This window comes from Streptomyces sp. TLI_146 (assembly GCF_002846415.1).
In the GTDB taxonomy this organism is placed as follows: domain Bacteria; phylum Actinomycetota; class Actinomycetes; order Streptomycetales; family Streptomycetaceae; genus Streptomyces.
In genome coordinates, this window is the sequence record NZ_PJMX01000001.1 from 5,253,374 (window position 1) to 5,277,445 (window position 24,072).

Here is a 24,072-nt window from a genome sequence, read left to right on the forward strand (position 1 = left end):
ACACTCCTGAAAGATCGTCTTTGATCTGCTGGAAAATGATGCAAGCAGCTGAATGATTCGCAGGGCCTCGACCCTGTGTACCTTAGATTCTACACCTAAACTCGCGGTATTGCTGAACAATGGAAGGCTTCAGGCATATGGACGCCGTGGACAGGCAGCTCATCCAGGCCCTGCGGGAGAACGGCAGGGCCTCGTACGCCGAGCTCGGCCGGCTCGTCGGTCTCTCCGGGCCCAGCGTCACCGACCGCATCAACCGTCTTGAGGCGGCCGGGGTGATCACCGGCTACCGCGCCACCGTCAACGCCGCCTCGCTCGGCCTCGGCGTGACCGCCCTCATCGGCATCTCGCTCTCCGACGCCGCCGACCACGAGGACGTCGCCCGCAGGCTGCGCGACCTGGAGGAGATCGAGGACTGCTGGTTCATCGCCGGCGACGACTCGTACATGCTCAAGATCCGCGCCTCGGACGTCGACGGGCTGGAGAAGACCATCCGGCGCCTGGGCTCCACCAAGGGCGTCTCGCGCACCCGGACGACGATCGTGCTGTCCACCAAGTGGGAGAACCGGGTCGGCGAATTGCCCGAGTAAGTGGGGGCGTAACGTGGGCGAGGCTGTGTACGGAGATATTTGGGAGGCCGCCGCATGACCGCGTCCATCGCCGATGTGGGCTTCAAGCGCGAGCTGGAGGCGAAGGTCCGGGCCGGTGAGCGGCTGTCCCGCGAGGACGGCATCGCACTCTACGAGTCGGACGACCTGGCCTGGCTGGGCGGCCTCGCGCACGAGGTGCGCACCCGCAAGAACGGTGACGTCGTCCACTTCAACGTCAACCGGCACCTCAACATGACGAACGTGTGCACCGCGTCCTGCGCGTACTGCTCGTTCCAGCGCAAGCCGGGCGAGAAGGACGCGTACACGATGCGCATCGAGGAGGCGGTCAAGCTCGCCAAGGCGATGGAGAGCGAGAACCTCACCGAGCTGCACATCGTCAACGGGCTCCACCCGTCGCTGCCCTGGCGCTACTACCCGCGCTCGCTCAAGGCCCTCAAGGAGGCGCTGCCGAACGTCGGCCTCAAGGCGTTCACGGCGACGGAGATCCACCACTTCGAGACGATCTCGGGGCTGAGCGCGAGCGAGATCCTCGACGAGCTCATCGACGCGGGCCTCGAATCGCTCACCGGCGGCGGCGCGGAGATCTTCGACTGGGAGGTCCGCCAGCACATCGTGGACCACCGCACGCACTGGGAAGACTGGTCGCGGATCCACCGCCTCGCCCACGAGAAGGGCCTCAAGACGCCCTCGACGATGCTGTACGGGCACATCGAGGAGCCCCGTCACCGCGTCGACCACGTGCTGCGGCTGCGTGAGCTCCAGGACGAGACCGGCGGCTTCCAGGTCTTCATCCCGCTGCGCTACCAGCACGACTTCGTGGACATGCAGGACGGCAAGATCCGCAACAAGCTCCAGGCGCGCACCACGATGGCGACCGGCGCCGAGGCCCTGAAGACCTTCGCGGTCTCCCGGCTGCTGTTCGACAACGTGCCGCACGTGAAGTGCTTCTGGGTGATGCACGGCGTGCAGACCACTCAGCTCGCGCTCCAGTTCGGCGCGGACGACATGGACGGCTCGGTCGTCGAGTACAAGATCACGCACGACGCGGACAACTACGGTACGCCCAACAAGCTGACCCGCGACGACCTCCTCGACCTGATCCGCGAGGCCGGGTTCCGCCCGGTGGAGCGCAACACCCGCTACGAGATCATCCGCGAGTACGAAGGACCGGACCCGGCCCTGCGCGAGTCGCCGCAGGCGATGCGGCTCTGAGGAGCGTCGCCCGCGGGGCCGATCCCCCTGAATTGATCCAATAACGGGCGTGCTTCACTGGTCGGGCAGGGTCGCCGTACGAGAGAGAAGGTCAGCCGTGAACATCGCCAAGCCGAGCGCAGCCGTCCGGTACACCGCGATGCGCGTCGCCGTCTTCGTCGGCTGCCTGGTGTTCGTCGCCCTGCTGGTCCACGTCGGGGTCATGCCCGCGGGCCTCGGGGACGCCAACGCGATCTGGGTCGTCCTGCTGGCGCTGGTCCTGTCCGCGCCGCTGAGCTTCGTCCTGCTGCGCAAGCAGCGCGACGAGATGTCCGCGCAGATCGTCACCAAGGTCGAGTCGGCGAAGGCCCGCCTGGAGGCGAACCGCAGCCAGGAAGACGGCGCGGTCCAGTAACCGCTGACGTGACTGTGCCCGCCCCCGATGGATCGGGGGCGGGCACAGTCACGTACGAACAGGCCTAGAACAGCCCCACCAGGTCCTGCACCAGCGCCGCGTCCCCCACGACCACCGCCGTGCCGTGCGTCGTCGCCGTGCCCGGGTAGAAGCGCAGACCGCCCGGGGCCGCCTTGAAGACCGCCCAGAGGTCCGGGGCCTCCTGGCCCGCGGTGGGGACGAACTTCAGATACGTGCCGGTGTCGACGACCGTGCCCTGGGCGTTGCCCGCGCTCGCGAAGAACGGGATGTTCGTCGACTGCCAGGCGCTCGACCCGTAGGTGGTACGGGTGCCGATGCCGTACGTCGTGTTGCCCGAGGTGTCCGTGGTGCGGGTGCCCGGGTACAGGTACAGCTTGCCGTAGTCGGCGCTCGCCGTGTCCGTGGTGACGTGGCGGCCGAGCAGGTCGGGGATGCCGTCGCCGTTGACGTCACCGGGCGCGGTGAGGTCGAAGCGGTCCCAGGACGTGAAGCCGAACTGCTTGGCCGGGAGCAGCTTGTACGAGCCGGGCTCCGCCGCGAGCGGGCCCTCGGCCGTGCCGGAGTACAGCCACATCCCCTCGCCCTCCTGGACGATCAGGTCGGCGCCGGGCATGCCGTCGGCGTCGCGCGGGGTGAGGATCTGGCCGGTGCCCGCCCAGGTGCCCGGGACGGCCCAGTCCTGGGTCGCGTCGCCGTCGCAGTTGAGGACCTGCACGGGCGTGCTCTTGACGACCGCGCCGCCCGCCGTGTCCAGGCAGCGGCCCGAGCCCTGGTTGAGCAGGGAGCCGTCACCGCGGTCGAGCCACTGCTGGGCCGGGCTGCCGTCGCAGTCCGCCAGCTGGACGGGCGAGGCCAGGTCCGTGCCCGCGGCCGCCGCGCACTTGCCGAGCACCTTCAGGGCGCCGCCGGTGAGCTGGAAGTCCTGCGCGGTGGTGGCGTTGCAGGTGTAGATCTGGAGCGGGGTGCCGTTGGCGGTGTTCGCCGACTTCACGTCCAGGCAGAGGCCGCCGGGGCCGGTCAGCGGGCCGTTGTCCTTGCCGGTGGGGCGCAGCAGCTCCTTGCGCTGGGTGGTGAGCGGCATCCCGTTGCCGTCACCGGGGTAGAGGTAGAGCTTGTTGCCGACCTTGACGAAGAAGTCCTCGTACCCGTCCATCGTCTGGCCGTCGGTGGCGGCGATGAAGTCGCCCCGGTGCGCGATGCGCGCGCCGTTCCAGCCGCCCGATGCGAGGGTGCGCGGCGCCTTCAGGGTGCCGTCGCCCTTGCCGCCGAGCAGCCGCAGGGTGCCGTCGGATGCGGTGGCCAGCAGGTCGATCTGCCCGTCGCCGTCGAGGTCGCCCGGCAGGTCGCCCTGGACCCGCCCGGCGGCGTCGTGGACGTACACGGGGCGGTCGGTGGCGATCAGCGTGGTGTCGGACGGCGCGGAACCGCCGCCGTACGCCGAGGTGTTGCCCGCCTTGTCGTACGCCTCCACGTGCAGCCGGTTGCTGGGCCACAGGCCGGGCCTGACGGTCACCGTGGCGGTGCCGTCGGCGGCCGCCTTCACATACGTACCGCCCGGGCACTTGAGGTTCGAGACGGACAGCGGCTGGTTGAGCGCGTAGCAGAATCCGTCGACACCACTGCCGCCGCCGGCGTCGGTGGAGGCGAACCTGACCGTACGGTCGGTGCGCGCGGGCACCTCGGCCACGTCCAGGGCGTGGCCGTCGGTGGCGGTCACGGTGGGCTTGGCGGGCGCGTCCTTGTCGACGCCGAAGCCGCAGGCCGTGGTCCACGCCGAGGTGTCCAGGCCGTCACGGGACTGGACGGACCAGGTGTAGCGCTTGCCGGTGGTGAGCAGTGAGCCGTCGATCCGGGCCTGGGCGGTGCCGCCCGCGGCCACGGTCGAGGTGGGGGAGGCGACCACCGCGCCCGTGTCGTAGTCCTTGAGCTGGAAGGCGCCGGTGAGCTGGCCGCCCTCCGGGTCGGAGATCTTCGCGGTGAGGGTGAGGCCGGTGTTGCCGACGACCGGGAACGCGGCCGGGTCGGTGGCGCAGGCCACCTGCACGAGCCCGCTCGCGCCGGGCGCCCAGGAGCCCTGGTAGGCGGCCGAGGAGTCGACCTTCGGCGCGGTGTTGTACGTGATCTCCAGGCTCGGGTCGTTCTGGAACTTCTTCCAGCTCTGCTCGTTGCCCTCGAAGTCCGCGCGCGAGCGCAGGCCCAGCGTCATGTCGTTGTCGCCGGCGTCCGCGACCGCCTGCACCGCGGTCTTGATGGTGTCGGCGTCGAAGTCCTCGCCGGCGGCGGCGCACGAGGTCGAGGACCAGCCGTGCGCGAACGTCTTCTCCTGGAGGGTCTGCTTCCAGGCGGGCTGGTTGTTCCAGGTGGTGGCGGAGGAGATGGGGCCGGTCAGACCGAGCTCCACCGGGGTCTTGGTGCACGACCACGAGTAGCTGTTGAAGACGTTGAACTTGGCCGAGATGATCTTCGAACCGGCCAGGCCCTTGGTGTTCAGCTGGAAGTACGAGCGGGCGGTGCCGTTGGTCGACGTCTCGTGGCCGACCCGGGCGAGCTTGTCGCTGAACGTGCCGCCGTTCCAGTACGCGGTGTTGGCGATCGAGGAGTTGCCCGACTGCTTGTACGCCATGGCCCAGTTGTTGCGGCCGCCACCGGAGAAGATCGGGTCGATGACGACCGGGAAGACCGTCTTCGGGTCCTTCAGCATCGCCGCGTCCGGGGTGATCCGCAGCCGGTCGCCGGTGACCTTCGTGCCCATCGCCACCAGCTTGGGCGGCGCGGTCTCGGCGGCGGTCGGGCGGGCGCCGCGCACCAGCTGGGCCGCCGCCTGCCGGGGCAGGTGCGAGGAGTCCCACATGGCCGGCGCGGGGGCGCTGAACAGCCGGGCGCCGGTGCGGGTGTCGGTGGCCGTCAGATTGCCCTTGGCGTCCGCCTTCAGGGCGGCGCCCGCCGTGTGCAGCGCGAGCGACAGCTCGGCCAGGCGCGGATTGTCCGCCGCTTCGCGGGTCTTGACGACCAGGTGCTGGGCGAAGCCGTCGGTGTCGGCGCGCAGGGTGAGGTCGACGCCGGGCAGCACCTCGGGGTAGAGGGCCGTGTCGCCCTCGACGCGGGGTTGCGGCAGCGCGTCCGGCCAGGAGACCGAGAGGGTCCCGCCGTTCTTCGTCAGGGTGGCGAGCGGGCCGGTGCCGCCGCCGGAGAAGGAGATGCCGAAGGTGGCGGCGGCCGGGGAGAGCCGGCCGTCGGCGCCCTGCTTCAGCGTGGCGTCGGCCGTGCGCCAGACGCCGCCGACGCGGGCGAAGGCGGGGCGTACGTACTGGCGCATGGTGAGCGACCCGTCCGGGTTGGCCAGCACCTGCGTCATCTCGTCGCGGCGGTCCAGGATCTCGACCTGGCGGCCGGACCGCTTCGCCTGCGCGAGGGCCTGCGCCTCACCCGTACGGGAATTCTCAGTTCCGGAAGTGCCGGCTCCGGAAGTGGTGCTTCCGGAAGTGATGGTTCCGGAATTGCCAGTTCCGGCCACGGAATTCTTGGTTCCATGTGCACTTGTCCGGCTCTGCGTACCGCCGTCGGCGATCTCGTCCGCAAAGGCCGTGTGTGCTGCGGCCAGTTGAGCAAGGCCGCCCGCGCCGAGCGCGGCTGCCATCAGCGCGGCCGGCAGGCGTCTGCCCCGGCGCATGTGATGTCCCCTCACCAGTCCCCACCCTCATATCAGTTAATGCTGCTTGCAGAGCGGGAGCGTAACGCCGGAATAAGGTCCGAACTGGCCCCTTCGCACCCTTGGCTGCGCCTTTGCGTGTGTATGGTTCGGCGATCGTTCTCCTCTCGTTATATCCCCTCCCAACTGCGGTGTTCGCAGAGTGAATTGTTCTTCCGCCCGTAAATTCCTTGGTGTTAAGTTCCCCCCGGCGTCCCTCTCTTGGGGCGCCTTTTGAGCTGAATACGGAGAGTTGGAGAGTTCCAGGTGACTCGTTCACGGGTGGGGACAGGGAGATTCGACGAGGACTCGGGGGGAGGCAGACGCGGGCGCGCCACGGCGGCGCTCGGCGCGGTCACGGCGAGCGCGCTGCTGGTCACGCTGCTGCCGACCGTCGCGGCGGCCGCCGGGAAGGTCGACTTCTCGGTGCGTTCGGTGCAGAAGACGGCCTCGGTGACCGGCTCCGAGCTGGGCGGGAGCAGTTCCGGCGCCAAGAGCGAGACCGCGCGGCGGCCCTGGCGGGCGCCGAAGGTGACCTGGCCGAAGGCCGGGGACAGCGAGGTCGACCTGGGGCGGGTCGCGGCCGATGCGTTGGCGAAGAGCGCGGCGGGGCGGAGCGTGGCCGGATCGCGTCACGCGGCCGCGCCGGGCAGTCCGGTCGGGGTCGCGCCGCTCGCGCCCAAGTCCGCCAAGGGGGCGGCGCCCGCGAAGGTGCGGGTGCGGATGGGTGACCGGAAGGCGGCGGACCGGCTGGGGCTCGACGGTGTCGTGCTCGGGGTCGCGCGTGACGACCGGGGGACTGCGGCGGGCCGGGCGTCCGTCCAGCTCGACTACAACGCGTTCCGCGGGGCGTACGGGGCGGACTGGGCGTCCCGGTTGCGGCTGGTGCAGCTGCCGTCTTGTGCGCTGACGACGCCGGAGAAGGCCGAGTGCCGTACGGTCACGCCGCTGGCTTCGCGGAACGACGCGAAGGCCGGGCTGCTCAGTGCCGAGGTCGAGGTCGCGCCGGACGCCGCCGCGGGCGGGGCGAGCGGCGTGGCCGCACGCAGCGGCTCGGGTGCGGGGGCCTTCACCGTCCTCGCCGCCACCGCCACCCCCGACGGCGCGAACGGGGACTTCAAGGCCACCTCGCTCTCGCCCAGCGGGAGTTGGGCCGCCGGGGGCAACGAGGGCGGGTTCTCCTGGGAGTATCCGCTCCAGGTGCCGCCCGTTCCCGGTGATCTCACCCCCAAGCTCGCCCTGGGGTACTCCTCCTCCGGTGTCGACGGCCGTACCGCCGCGACCAACAACCAGCCCTCCGCGATCGGCGAGGGCTGGTCGATGGAGATGGGGTTCATCGAGCGGCAGTACATGGCCTGCAAGGACGACAGCGGTACGGGGACCAACGCCCCGGCCAAGTCCGGCGACCTGTGCTGGCGTTCGGACAACGCCGTGATGTCGCTGAACGGGTCCTCGACCCCGCTCGTCAAGACCGGGACCGGTGACGTCTGGCGGCCCGCCGACGACGACGGCTCCCGCATCGAGCGGGTCAAGGGCACCGCCACCGACACCAACAACGGCGACGACGACAACGAGTACTGGAAGGTGACCACGCTCGACGGCACCCAGTACTGGTTCGGCAAGAACCGCCTCCCCGGCTGGGCCACCGGCAAGACCGAGACCGGATCCGCCTACACCGTCCCGGTCTACGGCAACCACACCGGCGAGCCCGGTCACGCCGCCGCCTTCACGGACTCCGTTCGCAACCAGGCCTGGCGCTGGAACCTGGACTACGTGGTCGACCCGCACGGCAACGCGATGGCGCTCTTCTACACCCAGGAGAAGAACGCGTACGCCAAGAACTCCGGCGGCTCCACGACCACCAAGCCCAAGGCGGACGCGAGCTACGCGCGCGCCGGCTACCTCGACCACATCGAGTACGGCCACCGCGCGGGCCAGGTCTACGCGGCCCAGCCCGCCGCCAAGGTGAACTTCGCCATGGGCGACCGCTGCCTGGGCACGGCCACCGACTGCGCCTTCGACAAGGCGCACGCCTCCAACTGGCCGGACACGCCGGTCGACGAGGTCTGCACGGTCGGCGCGGACTGCCTCAACGGCTCGCCGTCGTTCTGGTCGAAGAAGCGGCTGACCTCGGTCTCCACCCAGGTGCTCAAGGGCACCGGCTACGTCGACATCGACACCTGGACGCTGGGCCAGAGCTTCCCCGGCACCGGTGACACCGGCGGCAACGGGCTGTGGCTCGACTCCATCGTGCGCACCGGCAAGGCGGGCGGCACCGCCCTGTCGAACCCGGCGGTGACGTTCGGCGGCACGCTGATGCCCAACCGCGTGGACGCCTCCGAGGGCCGCCCGCCGCTGAACAAGTACCGGATCACCAAGGTGAGCTCCGAGTACGGCGCCGACACGCTCGTCGAGTACTCGCCCACCGAGTGCACCTATGCCAGCCCGCCCGACGAGGCGACCAACACCAAGCGCTGCTACCCGAACTGGTGGACTCCCGAGGGCGGCTCCCAGCCGGTCAAGGACTGGTTCCACAAGTACGTGGTGACCAAGGTGACCGAGGACGACAAGGTCGCGGGCACCGACTCGGAGGTGACCGAGTACGAGTACCTGGGCGGCATCGCCTGGGCCAAGGACACCAGCGAGTTCACCCTCGACAAGCACCGCACGTACAGCGACTACCGGGGCTACGGCAAGGTCCGCACCCGCACCGGCACGACGAACAGGACGCTGTCGGAGACGACGTATCTGCGGGGCATCGACGGCGCCCAGGTGGCCGACTCCTTCGGCGCCCTGTACACCGACGCCGAGCAGTACAGCGGCAGGGAGCTGGAGAGCGTCAGCTACGACAAGGACGGCGGCAAGATCGTCGAGTCGTCGGTGGAGAAGCCGTGGTCGAAGCTGACCGCGACGCAGACCCGGCCGGGCACCACCGATCTGCACGCCTACCAGGCGGACACCGAGACCACCACCGGCCGGTCTTTGATGGACGACGGCAGCTGGCAGACCACGCGCTCCACGGACACCTTCGACGCCTACGGCCAGACCCTCACCACTTCGGACGAGGGCGACGTCGCGGTCTCCGGTGACGAGCAGTGCACCCGCACCACCTACGTCACCCCGGACACCACCAACCATCTGATCTCCTACGTCGCCGACGAGCAGAAGAGCTCCACCACCTGCGGCACGGCCCCCTCGGCGAGCACCGTCACGGGCGAGACCCGCACCACGTACGACACCAGCGCGTACGGCGCCGCGCCCGTCGCGGGCAAGGCGATGCCCTCCAAGATCGAGGAGCTGGACCACTACAGCGCCGGTCTGCCGGTGTACGTCACCACCTCCACCGCGCTCTACGACGCGTACGGGCGGATGACGCAGACCACGGACGCGGCGCAGGCGAAGACCCTCACCGCGTACACCCCGGCGACCGGCGCCCAGCCCACGACGGTGAAGACCACCGACAACAAGGGCTTCACCACCAGCGTCGACCTCGACGGGCTGCGCGGGCTCACGGTGAAGGCGACCGACGCCAACGGCCGCGTCACCAGCCAGGAGTACGACGCGCTCGGGCAGCTCACCGCCGCCTGGAAGCCGGGCCGGGTCAAGCCCGCCTCGGCCGACGTCACCTTCTCCTACCAGGTGCGCAACGACGGCCCCACCGCCGTCACCTCCAACACGCTCCTGGAGAGCGGCAAGTACCGCAAGGCGGTCACCCTCTACGACGGTCTGCTGCGCAAGCGGCAGACCCAGACCGAGGCGTACGGCGGCACGGGCCGGCTGATCACGGACACGTTCTACGACAGCCAGGGCCGCGCCTACAAGGACAACGCCGAGTACTACAACGACCAGCCGGTCGCGACCGCCGTCTTCGCGGTGGCCGACAGCCAGGTCCCGGCGCAGACCGTGACCGAGTTCGACGGCCTGGGCCGTACCACCGCGAACATCGCGGTCACCAAGGGCACCGAGCGGTGGCGCACGAGCACCACCTACGGCGGCAATTGGACGGCGACCGTCCCGCCGAGCGGGGCCACCGCCACGCTGGTGGTCAACAACGCCCACGACAAGCCGGTGGAGCTGCGCCAGTACAAGGACGGCAACCCGGTCATCGGGGCGAGCCCCGACAAGTACGAGGCGCTGAAGTACACCTACGACACCGCCGACCGCCTCACCAAGGCGGTGGACGCGGCGGGCAACACCTGGTCGGCCACCTTCGACCTGCGCGGCCGCCAGATCGCCTCGTCGGACCCGGACAAGGGCGCGGTCTCCACGACGTTCACGCCCGACGGCAAGACGGCGACGACCAAGGACGCCCGGGGCACGGTTCTGGCGTACACCTACGACGAGATCGGCCGTCCCACCAGCCTGCGCAAGGACAGCGACACCGGCCCCAAGCTGGCCGAGTGGACGTACGACTCGCTGACCGGCGGCAAGAAGATGCTGAGCTCGTCGACCCGCTGGGACAACGGCAACGCCTACACCACGGCCGTCAAGGGCTATGACGCGGCGGGCCGGGCCACCGGTTCGGTGATCACGGTTCCGGCGGCCGAGGGCAAGCTCCAGGGCACCTACGAGTTCAGCTCCACGTTCACGCCGAACACGGGCCTGGCCAACACCACCACCTTCCCGGCCGGCGGCGGGCTGCCCGCCGAGACGGTCCGCCAGGGCTACTCGGACTACGGTCTGGCGACCACGGTCGGCAACGGCACGGACGTGTACTCGCTGGGCAACCAGTACTCGCCGTCCGGCGACCTCCTTCAGACCGTGCTCGGCTCGGTCGGCGCCCGCACGGTCCAGACGTTCACCTACGAGGAGGACACCAAGCGCCTGAGCAGCGTGGTCAACGACCGCGAGACGCAGGGTCCGCAGACCATCGACAACAAGGTCTACAGCTACGACCCGGCGGGCAACATCACCCGCATCCGCAACGACCGCGACGACAAGACGGTCACCGACACGCAGTGCTTCACGTACGATTTCGCGGCGCGGCTCTCGCACGCGTGGACGGGCACGGACGACTGCGCGCTGAAGCCGTCGACGGACGCCCGCCCGAAGGTGGGCGGCATCGACCCGTACTGGTACTCGTACACGTACGACACGGTCGGCAACCGGGCCTCCGAGGTCCAGCACGACGTCACCGGCGACACCACCAAGGACGTCCGGCGCGGCTACTCCTACCCGCAGCCGGGCGAGACCCGGCCGCACGGCATGGACACGGTCGGCATCACCGGACCCGGGGCGCGCACCGACTCGTTCGAGTACGACGCCTCCGGCAACACCACCCGCCGGGTGACGGCCGCCGGTGACCAGCAGCTGACCTGGGACGCGGAGGGCAACCTCGCCTCCTCGACGCTCGGCGGCCAGACGTCCACGTTCCTCTACGACGCGGACGGCTCCCGGCTGCTGCGCCGGGACCCGGGTGCGGTGACGCTGTACCTGGGCGCCGAGGAGCTGACGCTGACCAAGTCGAGCAACACGGTGAGCGGTGTGCGCTACTACGACGCGGGCAACGCCACGGTCGCGCGCGGCTCGGACGGCTCGATCACCTATCTGCTCGGCGACCACCAGGGCACCGACGAGGTGGCGGTCGACTCGGTGACGCTCAGCGTCACCCGGCGCGCCTCCGGCCCGTTCGGCACCCCGCGCGGCACCCAGCCGCAGACGGGCTGGCCGGGCGACCGGGGCTTCGTGGGCGGCACCACCGACAAGTCCACGGGCCTGACCCACATGGGCGCGCGCGAGTACGACGCGGCCAACGGCCGGTTCGCCTCGGTGGACCCGGTCATGGACCTGTCCGACCCGCAGCAGATCAACGGGTACGCGTACGCCAACAACTCGCCGGTCACCGACAGCGACCCGAGCGGCGCGTTCCACATCGGCCACATCTTCAAGAAGATCAAGCACGCGGTGAAGAAGGTCATCCGTTACCTCAAGAAGACCGTCCGGCACATCGTGCACAAGGTCGTCCACCACCTCAAGTCGGCCTACGCGCGCGCCAAGCGGGCCATGTGGTCGCACGGCGAGAAGGGCACCCAGTTCGGCCACTTCAACGTGGGCAAGGGTCCCGACCGGGGCATCATCATGATGAAGTTCTTCATCCACACCAAGGACGCGATGAAGATCCCGGGCCTGGGCTACCAGCTGCTCGGCGACAACCGGGAGTACACCACGGACCCGGACGCGGCCTACCGCATGGTCCTGTTCTGGGACACCGCCACGGGTGACGTGACCTTCAAGGTCTCGCCGTCCCACACCAAGCCGTCCACCAAGCACGTCTCGTCGTACCTGATGAGCCAGGCGGGCGGCGGTCCCGGATACGACATCGAGTCGCCGTCGAGGATGATCCCGGCGGACCCGCTGTCGCTCAACGAGTACCCCTCGGAGAGCGTCACCGGACGCAACATCGTGAACTACAGCTTCCTCGGCAAGTACCACTCGAACTCGTCCAAGCTCGATCTGGGCATAGCGGGGGTGAACAGTCTGATGCCGCTGTTCTCGGTCGACACCCATGTGACGATCGCGGCCAACAAGGGTTCGGTGACCGTGACCCGCAAGGGCGATCACTACCCCGACATGGAGGTCGTCCAGTACCGTCGGGCGCAGAAGCCGCTGGTCGTGGCCCACGACCGGATGGACAACGTCTCGGGGCTCGACTCGATGCCCTGGTACGGCAACAAGGACATGCGGTACTGGAACTCCGCCCAATGCCTGAAGGACCCGCCGAAGTGACCCACGCACCCTGGTTCCCGCGCTGCGCGGCTCGCTACCTCCCGCTCTGCGCGGCCGGCTGGTTCCTCGCGATGGCACTGACCCCGCGAGGGGCGCTGTCCTTCGGGGAGCAGCTGGCGGACGGCGTGAACCTCATGCTGTTCGTGGCGGCCGTCTCGCTGTTCCTGCTCCTCCTCCTGGGCCTGCTCAAGAGGTACGGAACGCCGGGCGGCTTCCGCACGGCGGCAGCCTTCCTGCTGCTCATGCCGGTGCTGCCGCTGGCACTGGGCGGCGGGGGAGCGCTGTTCGGGATCATGCTCCTCACCCAGGTGGTCTTCGCGACGGCGGTCATGCCGAAGCCGGAGCTGCTGGCGGTGTAGGCACGTGAATGGGGGAGGGGCCCGGCGCCGAGGGTGGCGCCGGGCCCCTCGTCGTTTCGGAAGTACGCCCACGGCCGAAGAGGTTCCGGGCGGGAGCGGTTCCGCTTCCGGGGACTTGACGCGCCCGAGCTCGCAATTCCCGGAAGCGGGATTGATTTACTCGGCCAGCCGGGCCGAAACGCGGGGGGTGAATTGCGCCCCGCCCCGGCCATCCTCATTCCCGCCGTACGACGTGAAGTCCCCGTTACGGAACGGGCAAAGGCCACCTAGGTTGGGGCTCGCTCGATCAAAGCCGTCCCCTTGTGAACCCAGGAGGATTCATGGCAGCCGAGTTCCTCACCCACGGCACGTACGCGATCAAGAACGCCGCGTACCAGGACCGCGTGATCGACGTGCGCGACGCCCGCCCCGAGCCGAACACCCCGATCATCGGCTACAGCTACCACAAGGGCGAGAACCAGCAGTGGGAGGTCGAGCAGTTCCCCGGCAACGTCTACCAGCTCAGGAGCAAGCTCACCGCCGGTGGCACCCCGATCTTCTTCGCGCAGAGCATCATCAGGGTCTACCCGCCGATGATCGCCACCCAGCCGTACGGCCAGCAGTGGTCGATCGAGCCCGTCGGCGACAACCTGTTCCGCATCCACTTCCCGTACATGGACGGCGTGGCAACGCTGCCTGACGAGAAGGAAAAGACCCAGCTCATCATCGAGCCCTGGGAAGGCCGCGAAAACCAGAAGTGGCGGTTCGAGAACGTCTGATCCTGACGGCTCGAAAGCGGGGCGGCTGCGCCGACTTACAAAGTCGGCGCAGCCGCTTTTTTTGTTTTACCGTGTGGCGTACGAGACGAATGCGGCCCAGGCGGTGGGGAGTACGGTGATTTCCGGGCCCGGGGTGTTCTTTGAGTCGCGGATGTGGATGGCGGAGGGGTGGGCCGCCACCTCGACGCACTCACCGCCTTCGGCGCCGCTGTAGCTCGACTTGCGCCAGTCGTAAGCGACTTCGATGCATGCGCCGCCCTCGCCGTCGCTGTAACTGCTCTTGAACCAGGAAAGTTCAGTGGTGTTCATCGTTCTCCCAGCATCTTCTCGATCAGGGACAGAGACTCCCGGGGCGTGAGAGCCTGCGCTCGGATGATCCCATAGCGTTCGATGAAGACGCGGGCTTCCTCTGGATCGGTGATCAGCCGAGGGTGTCCGTAGATCTCCGTATATGCCACCGGCTGTCGCCCCTTGGGGGTCAACAGGATGAACGGCCCACCCAGGCCGGGGTGTTCCTCCCTGTCAGTAGGCATCACCTGCAGTTCGACCGTCCGCAGTGTGCCGACCCGCAGCAGCTGTCGCAGCTGATCCTGCTGCACGGCTCGGCCGCCAACTGGCCTCTGTAGTACGGACTCCTCCATCACGAAGCTGAAGGTCGGTGCGGGCCAGCGTTCGAAGATCTGCTGCCGGGCCAGCCGGTCAGCCACTCGCTTCTCGATCGTTGCGTCGTCCAGCAGCGGGCGGCGGTGCCTGAAGACGGCTCGGGCGTAATCCTCGGTCTGCAGCAGCCCAGGAACCGCCAGCGTGCTGTAGTCGTGCAGGGATACGGCCTCCGCCTCCGCCTTGGCGTAATCCCGAAACCAACCCGGATGCCGCACCCGCGCCTTCGTCTGCGCCTTCTCGATCGACTTCTTCACCGCGATCAGCAAGCCGCCCGCGTTCAGGATCTTGTCCGCCTTCTCAAGGAAGTCCGGCTGCGGGACCCGTACACCCCGCTCGATCGACGAGATCTGACTCTCCGTGTACCCGACCAGACGGCCGAACTCCCGCTGCGTCAGCCCGGCCCGTATCCGCAGCACCTTGATCTGCTCGCCCACGGCGGTGAACAGGTCCGAGGTGGTGTCCTCTTCCTCCTCCATGCACCCCTCCATGGGTCACGGGCGAAGACTCGTACAGGGCAGGCGCCGGACCCGTACAGAAAAGCCGGTGTCGGGCCGACGACCCTGTTCAGCGTACGCACACCTCGTCACGCTCGGTGACATGAATCCGCAAATCACCACCCCCACGGTCGAGTTCGCGCGGCGGTTCAGCAGTACGCGCAGAGGCGCGCGGCTCGCCCGGATCCTCGCGCTGGGGCAGCTCGACGCCTGGGGCGTGCCGCACGACAGCGAGGGGTCCGACACCGCCGCCCTGATCGTGGCCGAGCTGGCGGCGAACGCCGTGCTCCACGGACGCGTACCGGGCCGGGACTTCGAACTCCGGCTCGTACTCGGCACGGTACTCCGCATCGAGGTGACGGACACCAGGGCCGACCGCCTGCCGCACCGCCCGGAGCCGGTGGGGGAGGACGAGGGCGGGCGGGGCCTGCTGCTGGTCGAGGCGCTGGCGAGGGCGTGGGGGGTGGACGGGAGGACGCCGGGGAAGACGGTGTGGGCGGAAGTGGACCTGGGCGCTACGGCGCGTTCGTGAACGAGCGGCGGTAGGAGCGGGGCGGCACTCCCCGGCGGCGTACGAACTGCTCGCGCAGGACGGCGGCGCTGCCGTAGCCGACCCGGCGGGCGATCTCCTCGACGGGCAGGTCCGTGGTCTCCAGGAGCTCTTCGGCGCTGCTCAGACGCAGACTGCGCAGCCAGGCGTGCGGGGTGGTGCCGGTCGCGGCGGTGAAGCGGCGGGCGAAGGAGCGCTTGCTCATCAGGGCGCGCCGGGCCAACTCCGCGACCGGAAGCGGCTCGTGGAGGTGGGCGCGGGCCCAGGCGAGGACCTCGGCGAGCCGGTCGTCCTGGCCGTCCTCGGGGACGGGGGCGGCCAGGTACTGGGCCTGTCCGCCCTCGCGGTGGGAGGGCAGCACCATGTCCCGGGAGACGGCGTTGGCGGTGGCGGCTCCGTACTCCCGCCGCAGCAGGTGCAGGCACAGGTCGAAGCCCGCGGCGGCGCCCGCGCCCGTGATCACCCGCCCCTCGTCGATGTAGAGGGCGTCGGGCTCGACGGTGACGTCCGGGTGGCGGTCGGCCAGCAGGTCGGCGAACCGCCAGTGGGTGGTGGCCCGGCGGCCGTCGAGCAGCCCGGCGGCGGCGAGCGCGAAGGTGCCGACGCAGTGGGCGGCGACGAGTGCGCCGTGCTCGTACGCCGTCGAGAGCGCGTCGAGTACGGCGGGGCCGGGCGGCGTACGGAACTCCGCGCCCGGGAGGGCGATCACCAGATCCGCGGCGGCGAGCCGGTCCAGGCCGTGCGTGAGGGCGAGCGGGACGCCGAGGTCGGTGGGGACGGGGCCGGGCCGCTCGGCGCACAGGGCGAAGTCGAAGCCGGGCAGCGCCTCACCGTGCGGGCCGAACACCTCGCTCACGATGCCGACGGCGAGCATGCCGACTCCTGGCGGGACGTACGCGGCGACGGTCGTGAAGGGCGGCACGGGGAGCAGTCTGGCACGGCTGGCAGGAATCCTGCGGTCGGCGGCAGGTGTGCCACTCGTGGGAGGGCCGCGCGCCCGGAAGGATCAAAGCCATGACAGACGCACCGCTCGGCCGCAGCGCCAAGTACACGATCCTGACCACCGGTTACGTCGGCTCCACGGGGCCGGGGGTCGCCGCCACCGTCTCGTACGTCCGGGACGGCGACCGGCACGTCGTCTTCGACCCGGGCATGGTGGCGAGCCGCGACGACATCCTCGGGCCGCTGGCGGAACTGGGGCTCGGCCCCGACGACATCACCGACGTGGTGCTCAGCCACCACCACCCGGACAACACGATGAACGTGGGGCTGTTCGGGCGGGCCCGGGTGCACGACCACAAGGTGGAGTACGCGGGCGACCAGTGGCGCAACCGGGACGCCGAGGGCTATGAGCTCACCCCGTCGCTCCGGCTGATCCGCACGCCGGGCCACAGCCCCGAGGACATCACGCTGCTGGCGGGCACGGACGCGGGGGTGGTGGCGTTCGCGGGGGACCTGTGGTGGCACGCGGAGGGCCCGGCGGACGACCCGGTGGCCCCGGACCGCGAGGTCCTGCGGGCCTCGCGGGGGCGGGTGCTGGCGGTGGCGTCCCTGATCGTGCCGGGGCATGGCGCTCCGTTCGCCCCGTCGCCGACGGTCCCGCGCTAACCACTCCGTGGAAGGTGTCGTCTGCGGCCCGGTGGCGGGCTGGTCGCGCAGTTCCCCGCGCCCCTTTTTGGCCCGGAGTTCGTCTGCGGCCCGTCCCCAACTGGTCGCGCAGTTCCCCGCGCCCCTTATCGGGCCGGTGTTTGTCTGCGGGCTGTCCCCAACTGGTCGCGCAGTTCCCCGCGCCCCTTATCGGGCCGGTGTTCGTCTGCGGGTTGTGGCCGGTTGCTCGCGCAGTTCCCCGCGCCCCTAAAGGAGCGCCCCGAAGGGGCGCATCTAAGGGGCGCGGGGAACTGCGCGACCAGCCATCTATGGTCCGCAGACGAAGGCGGGTTTAGGGGCGCGGGGAACTGCGTGAGCAACCGACCACCGGCCCGCAGGCGAAGGATCAGCAGTTGCCGGCCGCAGGCCGGCCCGCGAACCGGTCGCCCAGCCAGTCCGCCGCCGGCAGCGCACCAACCGTCACCCCACCAATATGCCCCAGCAGCGGCAGCGGATGCCAAGACACCGACGCCCCCCGCCCGCACCAGTCGCCCCGCAGACCCTCCCCCACCCCGTACGGGATGAGCTCATCCACCGTCCCGTGGTACAGGTACACCGGCGCATCCGGCGCCACCGTCCCGAGGCGGGACTCGTTGAGGCGGGACTGCCAGTCCGGCTGTTCCAGGGGGTTCTTGACCGTCAGGTCGGTGATCTTCTTGAAGGAGCCGACCGTCGAGTCGACCGCCACGCAGTGGGACTTGAAGTAGTCGACCAGCGCCTTGCCCGCCGGGTTCAGGTACGTGTCGAGCTTCAGCTCGGGAAACGCCGCGTCCTGCCCCGCCGCCGCCATGAAGATCAGGCCGGAGCCGAGCCCGCCGTCGTTGAAGTGGGCGACCTTCATCAGGTCGGCCGGGACACCCCCGGTAGCCGTGCCCTTGACCTTCAGCTCCGGCGCGTACGACTTGTGCAGCTCGGCCGCCCAACTGCTGGCCTGGCCGCCCTGGGAGTACCCCATGATCCCGACGGGGGATTCGGCGGAGACCCCGGGGATGCCCAGGCGCTGGGCCGCGCGCGCCGCGTCGAGGACGGCCGTGCCCTCGGCCCGGCCGACCGTGTACGTGTGGTCCCCGGGCGTGCCGAGACCCTCGTAGTCGGTCACCGCGACCGCCCACCCGCGCTGCACGATCTGGTTGATGAGCGTCGCCTCGACGGTCGTCCCGTACGGGAAGCCCGCACTCGGCGCGCAGGAGTCGCCCATGCCCACCGTGCCGACCGCGTACGTGACGAGCGGGCGCGGCCCGGTCCGGCCGTCGTCGGGCACGATCACCGTGCCGGACACGACGTTCGGGCCGCCCTTGGCGGTGGTGGAGCGGTAAGTGATGTGCCAGGCCTTGGTGTTGGTCCACTGGCCGGGCAGCGGGTGGAACGCGGTGGGCGCGGAGCTCACGACGTCCCCGGGCCGGGCGGCGGCGCCGGAGTCGGAGTCGGCCGCGAACGCGGTGGGGGTGGCTGCGGAGAGGAGGAGCCCGGCGGCGAGTGCGCCGGTGACCTGGGTCCGGAGGGGCATTGCGGCTCTCCCAACGTCCTGGGGGGTGGGGGCAGTTGAGGAGACCGTAGTGACTGACCAGTAGGTACGGCGCTGACCGTATCGCTCACCTTCACTGGCCCAGCCGATACGCCCCCGGCGTCGTCCCCGTCCAGCGCCGGAACGCCCGGTGGAACGAGGTGTCCTCGGAGAACCCGAGCCGGGCCGCGAGTTCGGCGATGGGCTCGCGCCCCTCGGCGAGCCCCGCGATCGCCGCGTCCCGCCGCACCGCGTCCTTGAGCTGCTGGAACGAGGTGCCCTCGTGCTGGAGGCGGCGCCGCAGGGTGGCGGGGGAGAGGGCGAGCCGGGCCGCCGTCTCGTCCAGCGACGGCAGCCGGGGCGAGGCGAGCAGCGCGCGGCCGAGGTCGCGGTGGACCTGCTCGGCCACCGTCGTCCCGTACGCCCGTCGGCTCAGCAGTTCGAAGGGTGAACGCCGCAGCATCTGCTCCAGCGCGGCTTCGTCCCGTACGAGCGGCGCGGTCAGCCAGCGCGCGTCGAACACCGCCTCCGTACGCGCCTGGCCGAACCGGACCGGGCAGCCGAACAGCGACGGGTACTCGTCCTTGTGCGGGGGCGGCGGATAGCCGAACGACGCCCGCAGGAGCGGGATGCGGCGGCCCACCAGCCAGCTGCACAGCCGGTGCGAGATGATCAGCAGGCACTCGGTGAGGAACCGGTCCTCGTCCCGCCCGCCGAGGTCGCTCCGCACCGCGAAGACGGCTTCCGGCCCGTCGGCCGTCAGGGCGAGATCGGGTCCGCCCGGAAAGAGCCGGTAGAACGCGATCCCGCGCCGCATCGCCCCGCCCAGATCGCGGCAGCCCAGCGACGCGTAACACATCATGGCGAACGTCCCGGGCCTGCTCGGCGCCGAGCCGAGCCCGAGGAACTCGTCCTGGGTGGCCCGGTACAGCGCCCGGAACAGCAGCGCGAACTGCGCGGGCGTGACCCGCGCCCGGTCGTCCCCGAGCAGCAGCGGCGGGATGCCGGCGGCCTGGAGCAGCGGCACGGTGTCGATGCCGCGCCGCTCGGTGCCGCGCAGCACGGCGCGTACATGGTGCACGGTGATCGTCCCCTTGCCCATGGCCAACGACCGTAGCGGGATTGAGCGGTGCGGTCAGCGGGGGTGACGTTTCCGGTCATCCCCGGTGGCCGACGGGCGTCCCTACCGTCGGGTACATGACGGGATCCCCGGTACGACCCCCGACCCTGGCCCTCTTCGCGGAGTGGACCGCCGACCGCTACGCGCACCACCCCGCCCTGCGCTACCGCTCGGCCGGTGGCTGGACCACCGAGACGTACGAGGAGCTCCGCGCCACGGTCCGCCACCTGGGCCGCGCCCTGCTGTCCCAGGGCCTGCGCCCCGGCGACCGAGTGGCGATCCTCGCTGAGACGAGCCCCCGGTGGACCCACGCCCACCTGGCGTGCCTGGCGGCGGGCGCGGTGGTGGTCCCGGTCTACCCGACGGCGGGGGAGGAGGAGGTGGAGTGGGTGCTGAGGGACTCGGGGGCGAGATTCGCGCTGTGCGAGGCCGAGGAGCAGGCGGGCAGGCTGGAGGCGCTGAGGGCCCGACTCCCGGGGCTGGAGGAGGTGTTCCTGCTGAAGGTGTCGGTGCCGGATGACCTACAGGGGCGCGGGGAACTGCGCGACCAGCCACCGACGACGGACAGCCGGACACGATGGCGGGCCCTCCTGGACCTCCCCCCGGCCCCGCCGCAGGACCTCCTGGCCACCGCGAAAGCCGTCCGCCCGGAGGACACCGCGACCCTGGTCTACACCTCCGGCACCACCGGCCCCCCGAAGGGCTGCCGCCTCACCCACGGCAACCTCGGTGCCGTCCAGGACGCCACCCTCCCCCTCACCGAGGGCGGCCCGGGCGACAGGACGTACCTCTACCTCCCCCTCGCCCACCTCCTCGCCCAGCTCATCCAGTTCTCCACGCTCCTGTACGGCGGCGAGCTCTGCTACTTCGGCGGTCGCGTCGAGGACATCGTGGCGGAGCTGTCCGAGGCGCAGCCGACCCATCTCCCGTCCGTGCCAAGGCTGTTCGAGAAGGTGCACCAGGGCGTGCTCTCGCTCGCCGAGGAGCTCCACGTCACCGACGAGAAGGAGCTCGCGGAGCTGGTGCGCGCGGCCTTCGGCGGCAACCTCCGCTGGGCGCTCACCGGCGGCGCCCCGATCGCCCCCGAGACCCTCGACTTCCTGCGGGCGGCCGGGATCCAGGTGTTCGAGGGGTACGGGATGACCGAGTCGGCCGGAGTGATCACGCTCAACCACCCCGGCGCCGTCCGGTACGGCACGGTCGGCCGCCCCATCGACGGCTGCGAGGTGAGGATCGCCGAGGACGGCGAGGTGCTGGCGCGCGGCGCGAACGTCTTCCCCGGCTACCACGCCAACCCCGCAGGAACGGCGGAGGCGCTCGACGGGGACGGCTGGCTGCACACCGGCGACCTGGGCGCCCTGGACCCCGACGGCTTCCTGACGATCACCGGCCGCAAGAAGGACCTGATCATCACGTCCGCCGGGAAGAACCTCGCCCCGTCCGAGGTCGAGCTGGCCATCGAACGGTCCCGGTTCGTCTCGCACGCGGTGATGGTGGGGGACCGCCGCCCGTACCCCGTCGCCCTGATCACCGTGGACGCGGCCGAGGTCGCGGGGAAGGACCCGGCGACCGTACGGGCCCTGGTCCAGGAGGCCGTGGACGCCGCCAACGCCCGCGTCTCGCGCCCCGCCCGCATCCGCGCCTTCGCGGTCCTGGACGAGGACTTCACGGTCGAGAGCGGGGTGCTCACCCCCACCCAGAAGGTCCGCCGCAGGGCGGTGACCGAGCGGTACGCGGAAGAAATAGAACGTCTGTACGAGAACGTTCGTACCGCATAAGGCGTGGCAAAGGCAGGAGCCCTGTTCCGTACGTCGCCGTACGGAACAGGGCTCCTTGGGTACTGCTGGTCAGCGATCGCCGACCCGGGCGGGTTAGGCCGGGGTGACGTTCTCCGCCTGCGGGCCCTTCGGACCCTGCGTGACGTCGAAGTTCACGACCTGGTTCTCCTCGAGGGAGCGGAAGCCAGACGCGTTGATCGCGGAGTAGTGGACGAAGACATCCGGGCCGCCGCCGTCCTGGGCGATGAAGCCGAAGCCCTTTTCAGCGTTGAACCACTTGACGGTTCCGGTAGCCATAAGCCCTCCTTGGGCCAAAGGGTTGCCCTGCTCCAGAACCTGCAAACAAGTCTGAAAACTACAAAAGCCTGCGGGTTACATGCTCCGCAGGCTCTGTACTGCAAGGGAAACCAAACTGCAACTTGCGAGGAGCGTAGCACGCAGGATCGGGGCCGCGGTAGAGGGAAAGATCACGTCACTCGGGAGTTTGACGGGCCTCTGACGTGCTGACGAACCTACCCGCCGTAGCTGGACAAACGGGACAGGTCTAGTCTCGCGATGTGGACCAAACAACCACCCGGCCACGGGTCGGGCACATCCAGTTCCTCAACTGTCTGCCGCTCTACTGGGGGCTCGCCCGCACGGGCACGCTGCTGGACCTGGAGCTCACCAAGGACAGCCCCGAGAAGCTGAGCGAACAGCTCGTCCGGGGCGACCTGGACATCGCGCCGGTCACCCTCGTGGAGTTCCTGCGCAACGCCGACGACCTGGTGGCCTTCCCCGACCTCGCGGTCGGCTGCGACGGCCCCGTCATGTCCTGCGTGATCGTCTCGCAGCTGCCGCTGGACCGGCTCGACGGCGCCCGGGTGGCGCTGGGCTCCACCTCGCGCACCTCCGTACGCCTGGCGCAGCTGCTGCTCGCCGAGCGGTACGGGGTCCGGCCCGACTACTACTCGTGCCCGCCCGACCTCGGCCTGATGATGCAGGAGGCGGACGCGGCGGTGCTGATCGGGGACGCCGCGCTGCGCGCCTCGCTGCACGAGGCCCCGCGTCTCGGCCTCCAGGTCCACGACCTGGGTGCCATGTGGAAGGAGTGGACGGGCCTGCCGTTCGTCTTCGCCGTGTGGGCGACCCGCAAGGACTACCTGGCCCGCGAGCCGGAGGTCGTGCGCGAGGTCCACAAGGCGTTCCTGGCCTCCCGCGACATCTCCCTGGAGGAGGTCACCAAGGTCGCCGAGCAGGCCGCCCGCTGGGAGGTCTTCGACGCGGAGCTCCTGGAGCGCTACTTCACGACGCTGGACTTCCGGTTCGGCGCCGAGCAGCTCAAGGGCGTACGGGAGTTCGCACGCAGGACCGGGCCGACCACCGGGTTCCCGGCGGACGTCTCGGTGGAGCTGCTCGGCCGGTAGGCGCCGGCGCGGTCAGGACGACGGGATCGGGGCCTGGAGCTTGCTGCTGATCCACTGCATGGTCCCGTCGCCCATCCCCTTGATGTAGGTGTGGGCGTTGTGCTTGCCGCCCTGGATCACCTGGAGACGGGTCTTCACCGGGCCCTTGCCGTACTTGGCTATGAAGCCGTTCAGGTTCGCCATGCCGCCCTCCTTGGTGCCGATCTGGAAGGCGAGGTCGACCTCGGGGCCCTTCTTGTCTATCAGGTCCTGGGCGAGCTTCTCCGGGTTGTTCGCCTGCTTCTCGGCCTCGTGGCCGGCCCACAGCGGGGAGTCCGGCACGGTGTCGGGGCCCGAGGCGATCACGGCCTTGAACTGGTCCGGTCGCTTGAGCACCGACTTCAGACCGACGAAGCCGCCGGAGGAGGAGCCCATGAAGGCCCAGCCGTCACGGGACTTGAAGGTGCGGAAGTTCGCCTTCACGAAGTCCGGCACGTCCTCGGTCATCCAGGTGCCCATCTTGGGCTGGCCCGGTATGTCGCTGCCGTCGTAGTAGTACTTCGCGTCCGGGTTGAGCACCGGCATCACCACGACGAACGGGACGCTCTTGCCCGTCTTGGACCACTCGGTGATGCTGCTCTGGAGCTTGAGGTCGGTGCCCATCCAGTAGTTCTTGGGGTAGCCGTTGCCGCCGGGCAGGGCTATGAGCACCGGGAAGCCGCTCTGGGCGTACTTGGGGTCGAAGTACTGCTTCGGCGCCCAGACCCACACCTTGCCCGTGAAGCCCGACTTCTTGCCGTGCAGCGTGGTCACGCCGATCTTGGTGCCGTCCTCCAGCGTGTTCTGCGTGCTGAACTGCGCCTTCGGACCGGTCGGCAGCAGGGTCTTGGAGGCGACCTCGGAGGTCTTCTGGTTCTGCCCCTTGTCCTGCCCGGAGCCCGTACCGCCGCTGCCCTTGGGCGCGGGCGTCGACGTGGCACCCGGGTTGTCGAAGCTCACCGGCTTGCCCTCGTCGGAGCAGCCGGAGACCAGCGCGACAGAGCCGAGGACGGCGGCGGCCATCAGTGCGGTGGTGCGGCGATTCATTCGGTGCTCCGAGGTGTTTTGGGACGCTTGGCGCGTTTTCCGGCTCACTGCGAGGTTTCCCGTGTGAACTCCGCAGAGA

At 69.9% G+C, this 24,072-nt stretch carries 18 protein-coding genes; 10 read left to right on the forward strand and 8 right to left on the reverse strand.

Annotation, left to right across the window (positions count from 1 at the left end; genetic code table 11):
• Positions 1 to 137 precede the first annotated feature (137 nt).
• From BX283_RS23560 to BX283_RS23570, 3 genes are all read left to right on the forward strand, one after another.
• Positions 138 to 587 carry an Lrp/AsnC family transcriptional regulator gene (locus BX283_RS23560; RefSeq protein WP_067160265.1) on the forward strand — a complete coding sequence of 150 codons (450 nt, stop codon included), beginning with the start codon at positions 138 to 140 and terminating at the stop codon, positions 585 to 587.
• A gap of 54 nt (positions 588 to 641) precedes the next feature.
• Positions 642 to 1,820 carry an aminofutalosine synthase MqnE gene (gene mqnE, locus BX283_RS23565; RefSeq protein ID WP_101389508.1) on the forward strand — a complete coding sequence of 393 codons (1,179 nt, stop codon included), beginning with the start codon at positions 642 to 644 and terminating at the stop codon, positions 1,818 to 1,820.
• Positions 1,821 to 1,917: 97 nt separating this feature from the next.
• Entirely contained in the window at positions 1,918 to 2,214 is a 297-nt protein-coding gene (locus BX283_RS23570) for a DUF4229 domain-containing protein (RefSeq protein WP_101389509.1), read from the forward strand.
• Positions 2,215 to 2,278: 64 nt separating this feature from the next.
• On the opposite strand, the gene BX283_RS23575 is transcribed toward BX283_RS23570, so the two are convergent.
• On the reverse strand, positions 2,279 to 5,905 hold the full coding sequence (locus BX283_RS23575; protein WP_143676449.1) for a ricin-type beta-trefoil lectin domain protein: 3,627 nt from the start codon (positions 5,903 to 5,905) through the stop codon (positions 2,279 to 2,281).
• Between the two features lie 300 nt (positions 5,906 to 6,205).
• Here BX283_RS23575 and BX283_RS23580 point away from each other — a divergent pair, with 300 nt between their 5' ends.
• The 3 genes from BX283_RS23580 to BX283_RS23590 all read left to right on the forward strand — a co-directional run bounded on the left by BX283_RS23580 (position 6,206) and on the right by BX283_RS23590 (position 13,766).
• On the forward strand, positions 6,206 to 12,649 hold the full coding sequence (locus BX283_RS23580; protein WP_101389511.1) for an RHS repeat-associated core domain-containing protein: 6,444 nt from the start codon (positions 6,206 to 6,208) through the stop codon (positions 12,647 to 12,649).
• Positions 12,646 to 13,008, forward strand: coding sequence for a hypothetical protein (locus BX283_RS23585; RefSeq protein WP_101389512.1), 363 nt, complete (start codon positions 12,646 to 12,648; stop codon positions 13,006 to 13,008). Before BX283_RS23580 ends, BX283_RS23585 begins: the two co-directional genes overlap by 4 nt.
• Before the next feature lie 320 nt (positions 13,009 to 13,328).
• Positions 13,329 to 13,766: an RICIN domain-containing protein gene (locus BX283_RS23590; RefSeq protein ID WP_101389513.1), complete on the forward strand. Its 438-nt coding sequence runs from the start codon at positions 13,329 to 13,331 to the stop codon at positions 13,764 to 13,766.
• A gap of 66 nt (positions 13,767 to 13,832) precedes the next feature.
• Here the strand turns inward: BX283_RS23590 and BX283_RS23595 are convergent, their stop codons facing one another.
• Positions 13,833 to 14,075 carry a DUF397 domain-containing protein gene (locus BX283_RS23595; RefSeq protein WP_101389514.1) on the reverse strand — a complete coding sequence of 81 codons (243 nt, stop codon included), beginning with the start codon at positions 14,073 to 14,075 and terminating at the stop codon, positions 13,833 to 13,835.
• Complete coding sequence (locus tag BX283_RS23600; protein ID WP_257583673.1) at positions 14,072 to 14,905, reverse strand: helix-turn-helix transcriptional regulator; 834 nt, start codon at positions 14,903 to 14,905, stop codon at positions 14,072 to 14,074. The genes BX283_RS23595 and BX283_RS23600 overlap by 4 nt, the downstream gene beginning before the upstream one ends.
• A gap of 121 nt (positions 14,906 to 15,026) precedes the next feature.
• On the opposite strand from BX283_RS23600, the gene BX283_RS23605 reads away from it, so the two are divergent.
• Positions 15,027 to 15,455, forward strand: a complete 429-nt coding sequence (locus BX283_RS23605; protein WP_101389516.1) for an ATP-binding protein — start codon at positions 15,027 to 15,029, stop codon at positions 15,453 to 15,455.
• Here the strand turns inward: BX283_RS23605 and BX283_RS23610 are convergent.
• Positions 15,439 to 16,347 (reverse strand): GlxA family transcriptional regulator, encoded by a 909-nt coding sequence (locus BX283_RS23610; protein WP_101389517.1) that lies wholly within the window; start codon positions 16,345 to 16,347, stop codon positions 15,439 to 15,441. The genes BX283_RS23605 and BX283_RS23610 overlap by 17 nt on opposite strands.
• 140 nt (positions 16,348 to 16,487) lie before the next feature.
• Here BX283_RS23610 and BX283_RS23615 point away from each other — a divergent pair, with 140 nt between their 5' ends.
• Entirely contained in the window at positions 16,488 to 17,081 is a 594-nt protein-coding gene (locus tag BX283_RS23615) for an MBL fold metallo-hydrolase (protein ID WP_101389518.1), read from the forward strand.
• A gap of 385 nt (positions 17,082 to 17,466) precedes the next feature.
• Here BX283_RS23615 and BX283_RS23620 read toward each other — a convergent pair whose 3' ends face one another.
• Positions 17,467 to 18,627 (reverse strand): lipase family protein, encoded by a 1,161-nt coding sequence (locus tag BX283_RS23620; protein WP_101389519.1) that lies wholly within the window; start codon positions 18,625 to 18,627, stop codon positions 17,467 to 17,469.
• Positions 18,628 to 18,718: 91 nt separating this feature from the next.
• The gene (locus BX283_RS23625; RefSeq protein ID WP_101389520.1) at positions 18,719 to 19,726 is read right to left on the reverse strand and encodes an AraC family transcriptional regulator; all 1,008 of its coding nucleotides are present in this window, start codon (positions 19,724 to 19,726) and stop codon (positions 18,719 to 18,721) included.
• Positions 19,727 to 19,821: 95 nt separating this feature from the next.
• On the opposite strand from BX283_RS23625, the gene BX283_RS23630 reads away from it, so the two are divergent.
• The gene (locus BX283_RS23630) at positions 19,822 to 21,522 is read left to right on the forward strand and encodes a long-chain fatty acid--CoA ligase (RefSeq protein ID WP_101389521.1); all 1,701 of its coding nucleotides are present in this window, start codon (positions 19,822 to 19,824) and stop codon (positions 21,520 to 21,522) included.
• 93 nt (positions 21,523 to 21,615) lie between these two features.
• Here the strand turns inward: BX283_RS23630 and BX283_RS23635 are convergent, their stop codons facing one another.
• Positions 21,616 to 21,819, reverse strand: a complete 204-nt coding sequence (locus tag BX283_RS23635; RefSeq protein WP_003967102.1) for a cold-shock protein — start codon at positions 21,817 to 21,819, stop codon at positions 21,616 to 21,618.
• A 260-nt stretch (positions 21,820 to 22,079) separates the two neighbouring features.
• On the opposite strand from BX283_RS23635, the gene BX283_RS23640 reads away from it, so the two are divergent.
• On the forward strand, positions 22,080 to 22,928 hold the full coding sequence (locus BX283_RS23640; RefSeq protein WP_101389522.1) for a menaquinone biosynthetic enzyme MqnA/MqnD family protein: 849 nt from the start codon (positions 22,080 to 22,082) through the stop codon (positions 22,926 to 22,928).
• Positions 22,929 to 22,940: 12 nt separating this feature from the next.
• Here the strand turns inward: BX283_RS23640 and BX283_RS23645 are convergent, their stop codons facing one another.
• Complete coding sequence (locus tag BX283_RS23645; RefSeq protein ID WP_101389523.1) at positions 22,941 to 23,993, reverse strand: esterase family protein; 1,053 nt, start codon at positions 23,991 to 23,993, stop codon at positions 22,941 to 22,943.
• Positions 23,994 to 24,072 lie beyond the last annotated feature (79 nt).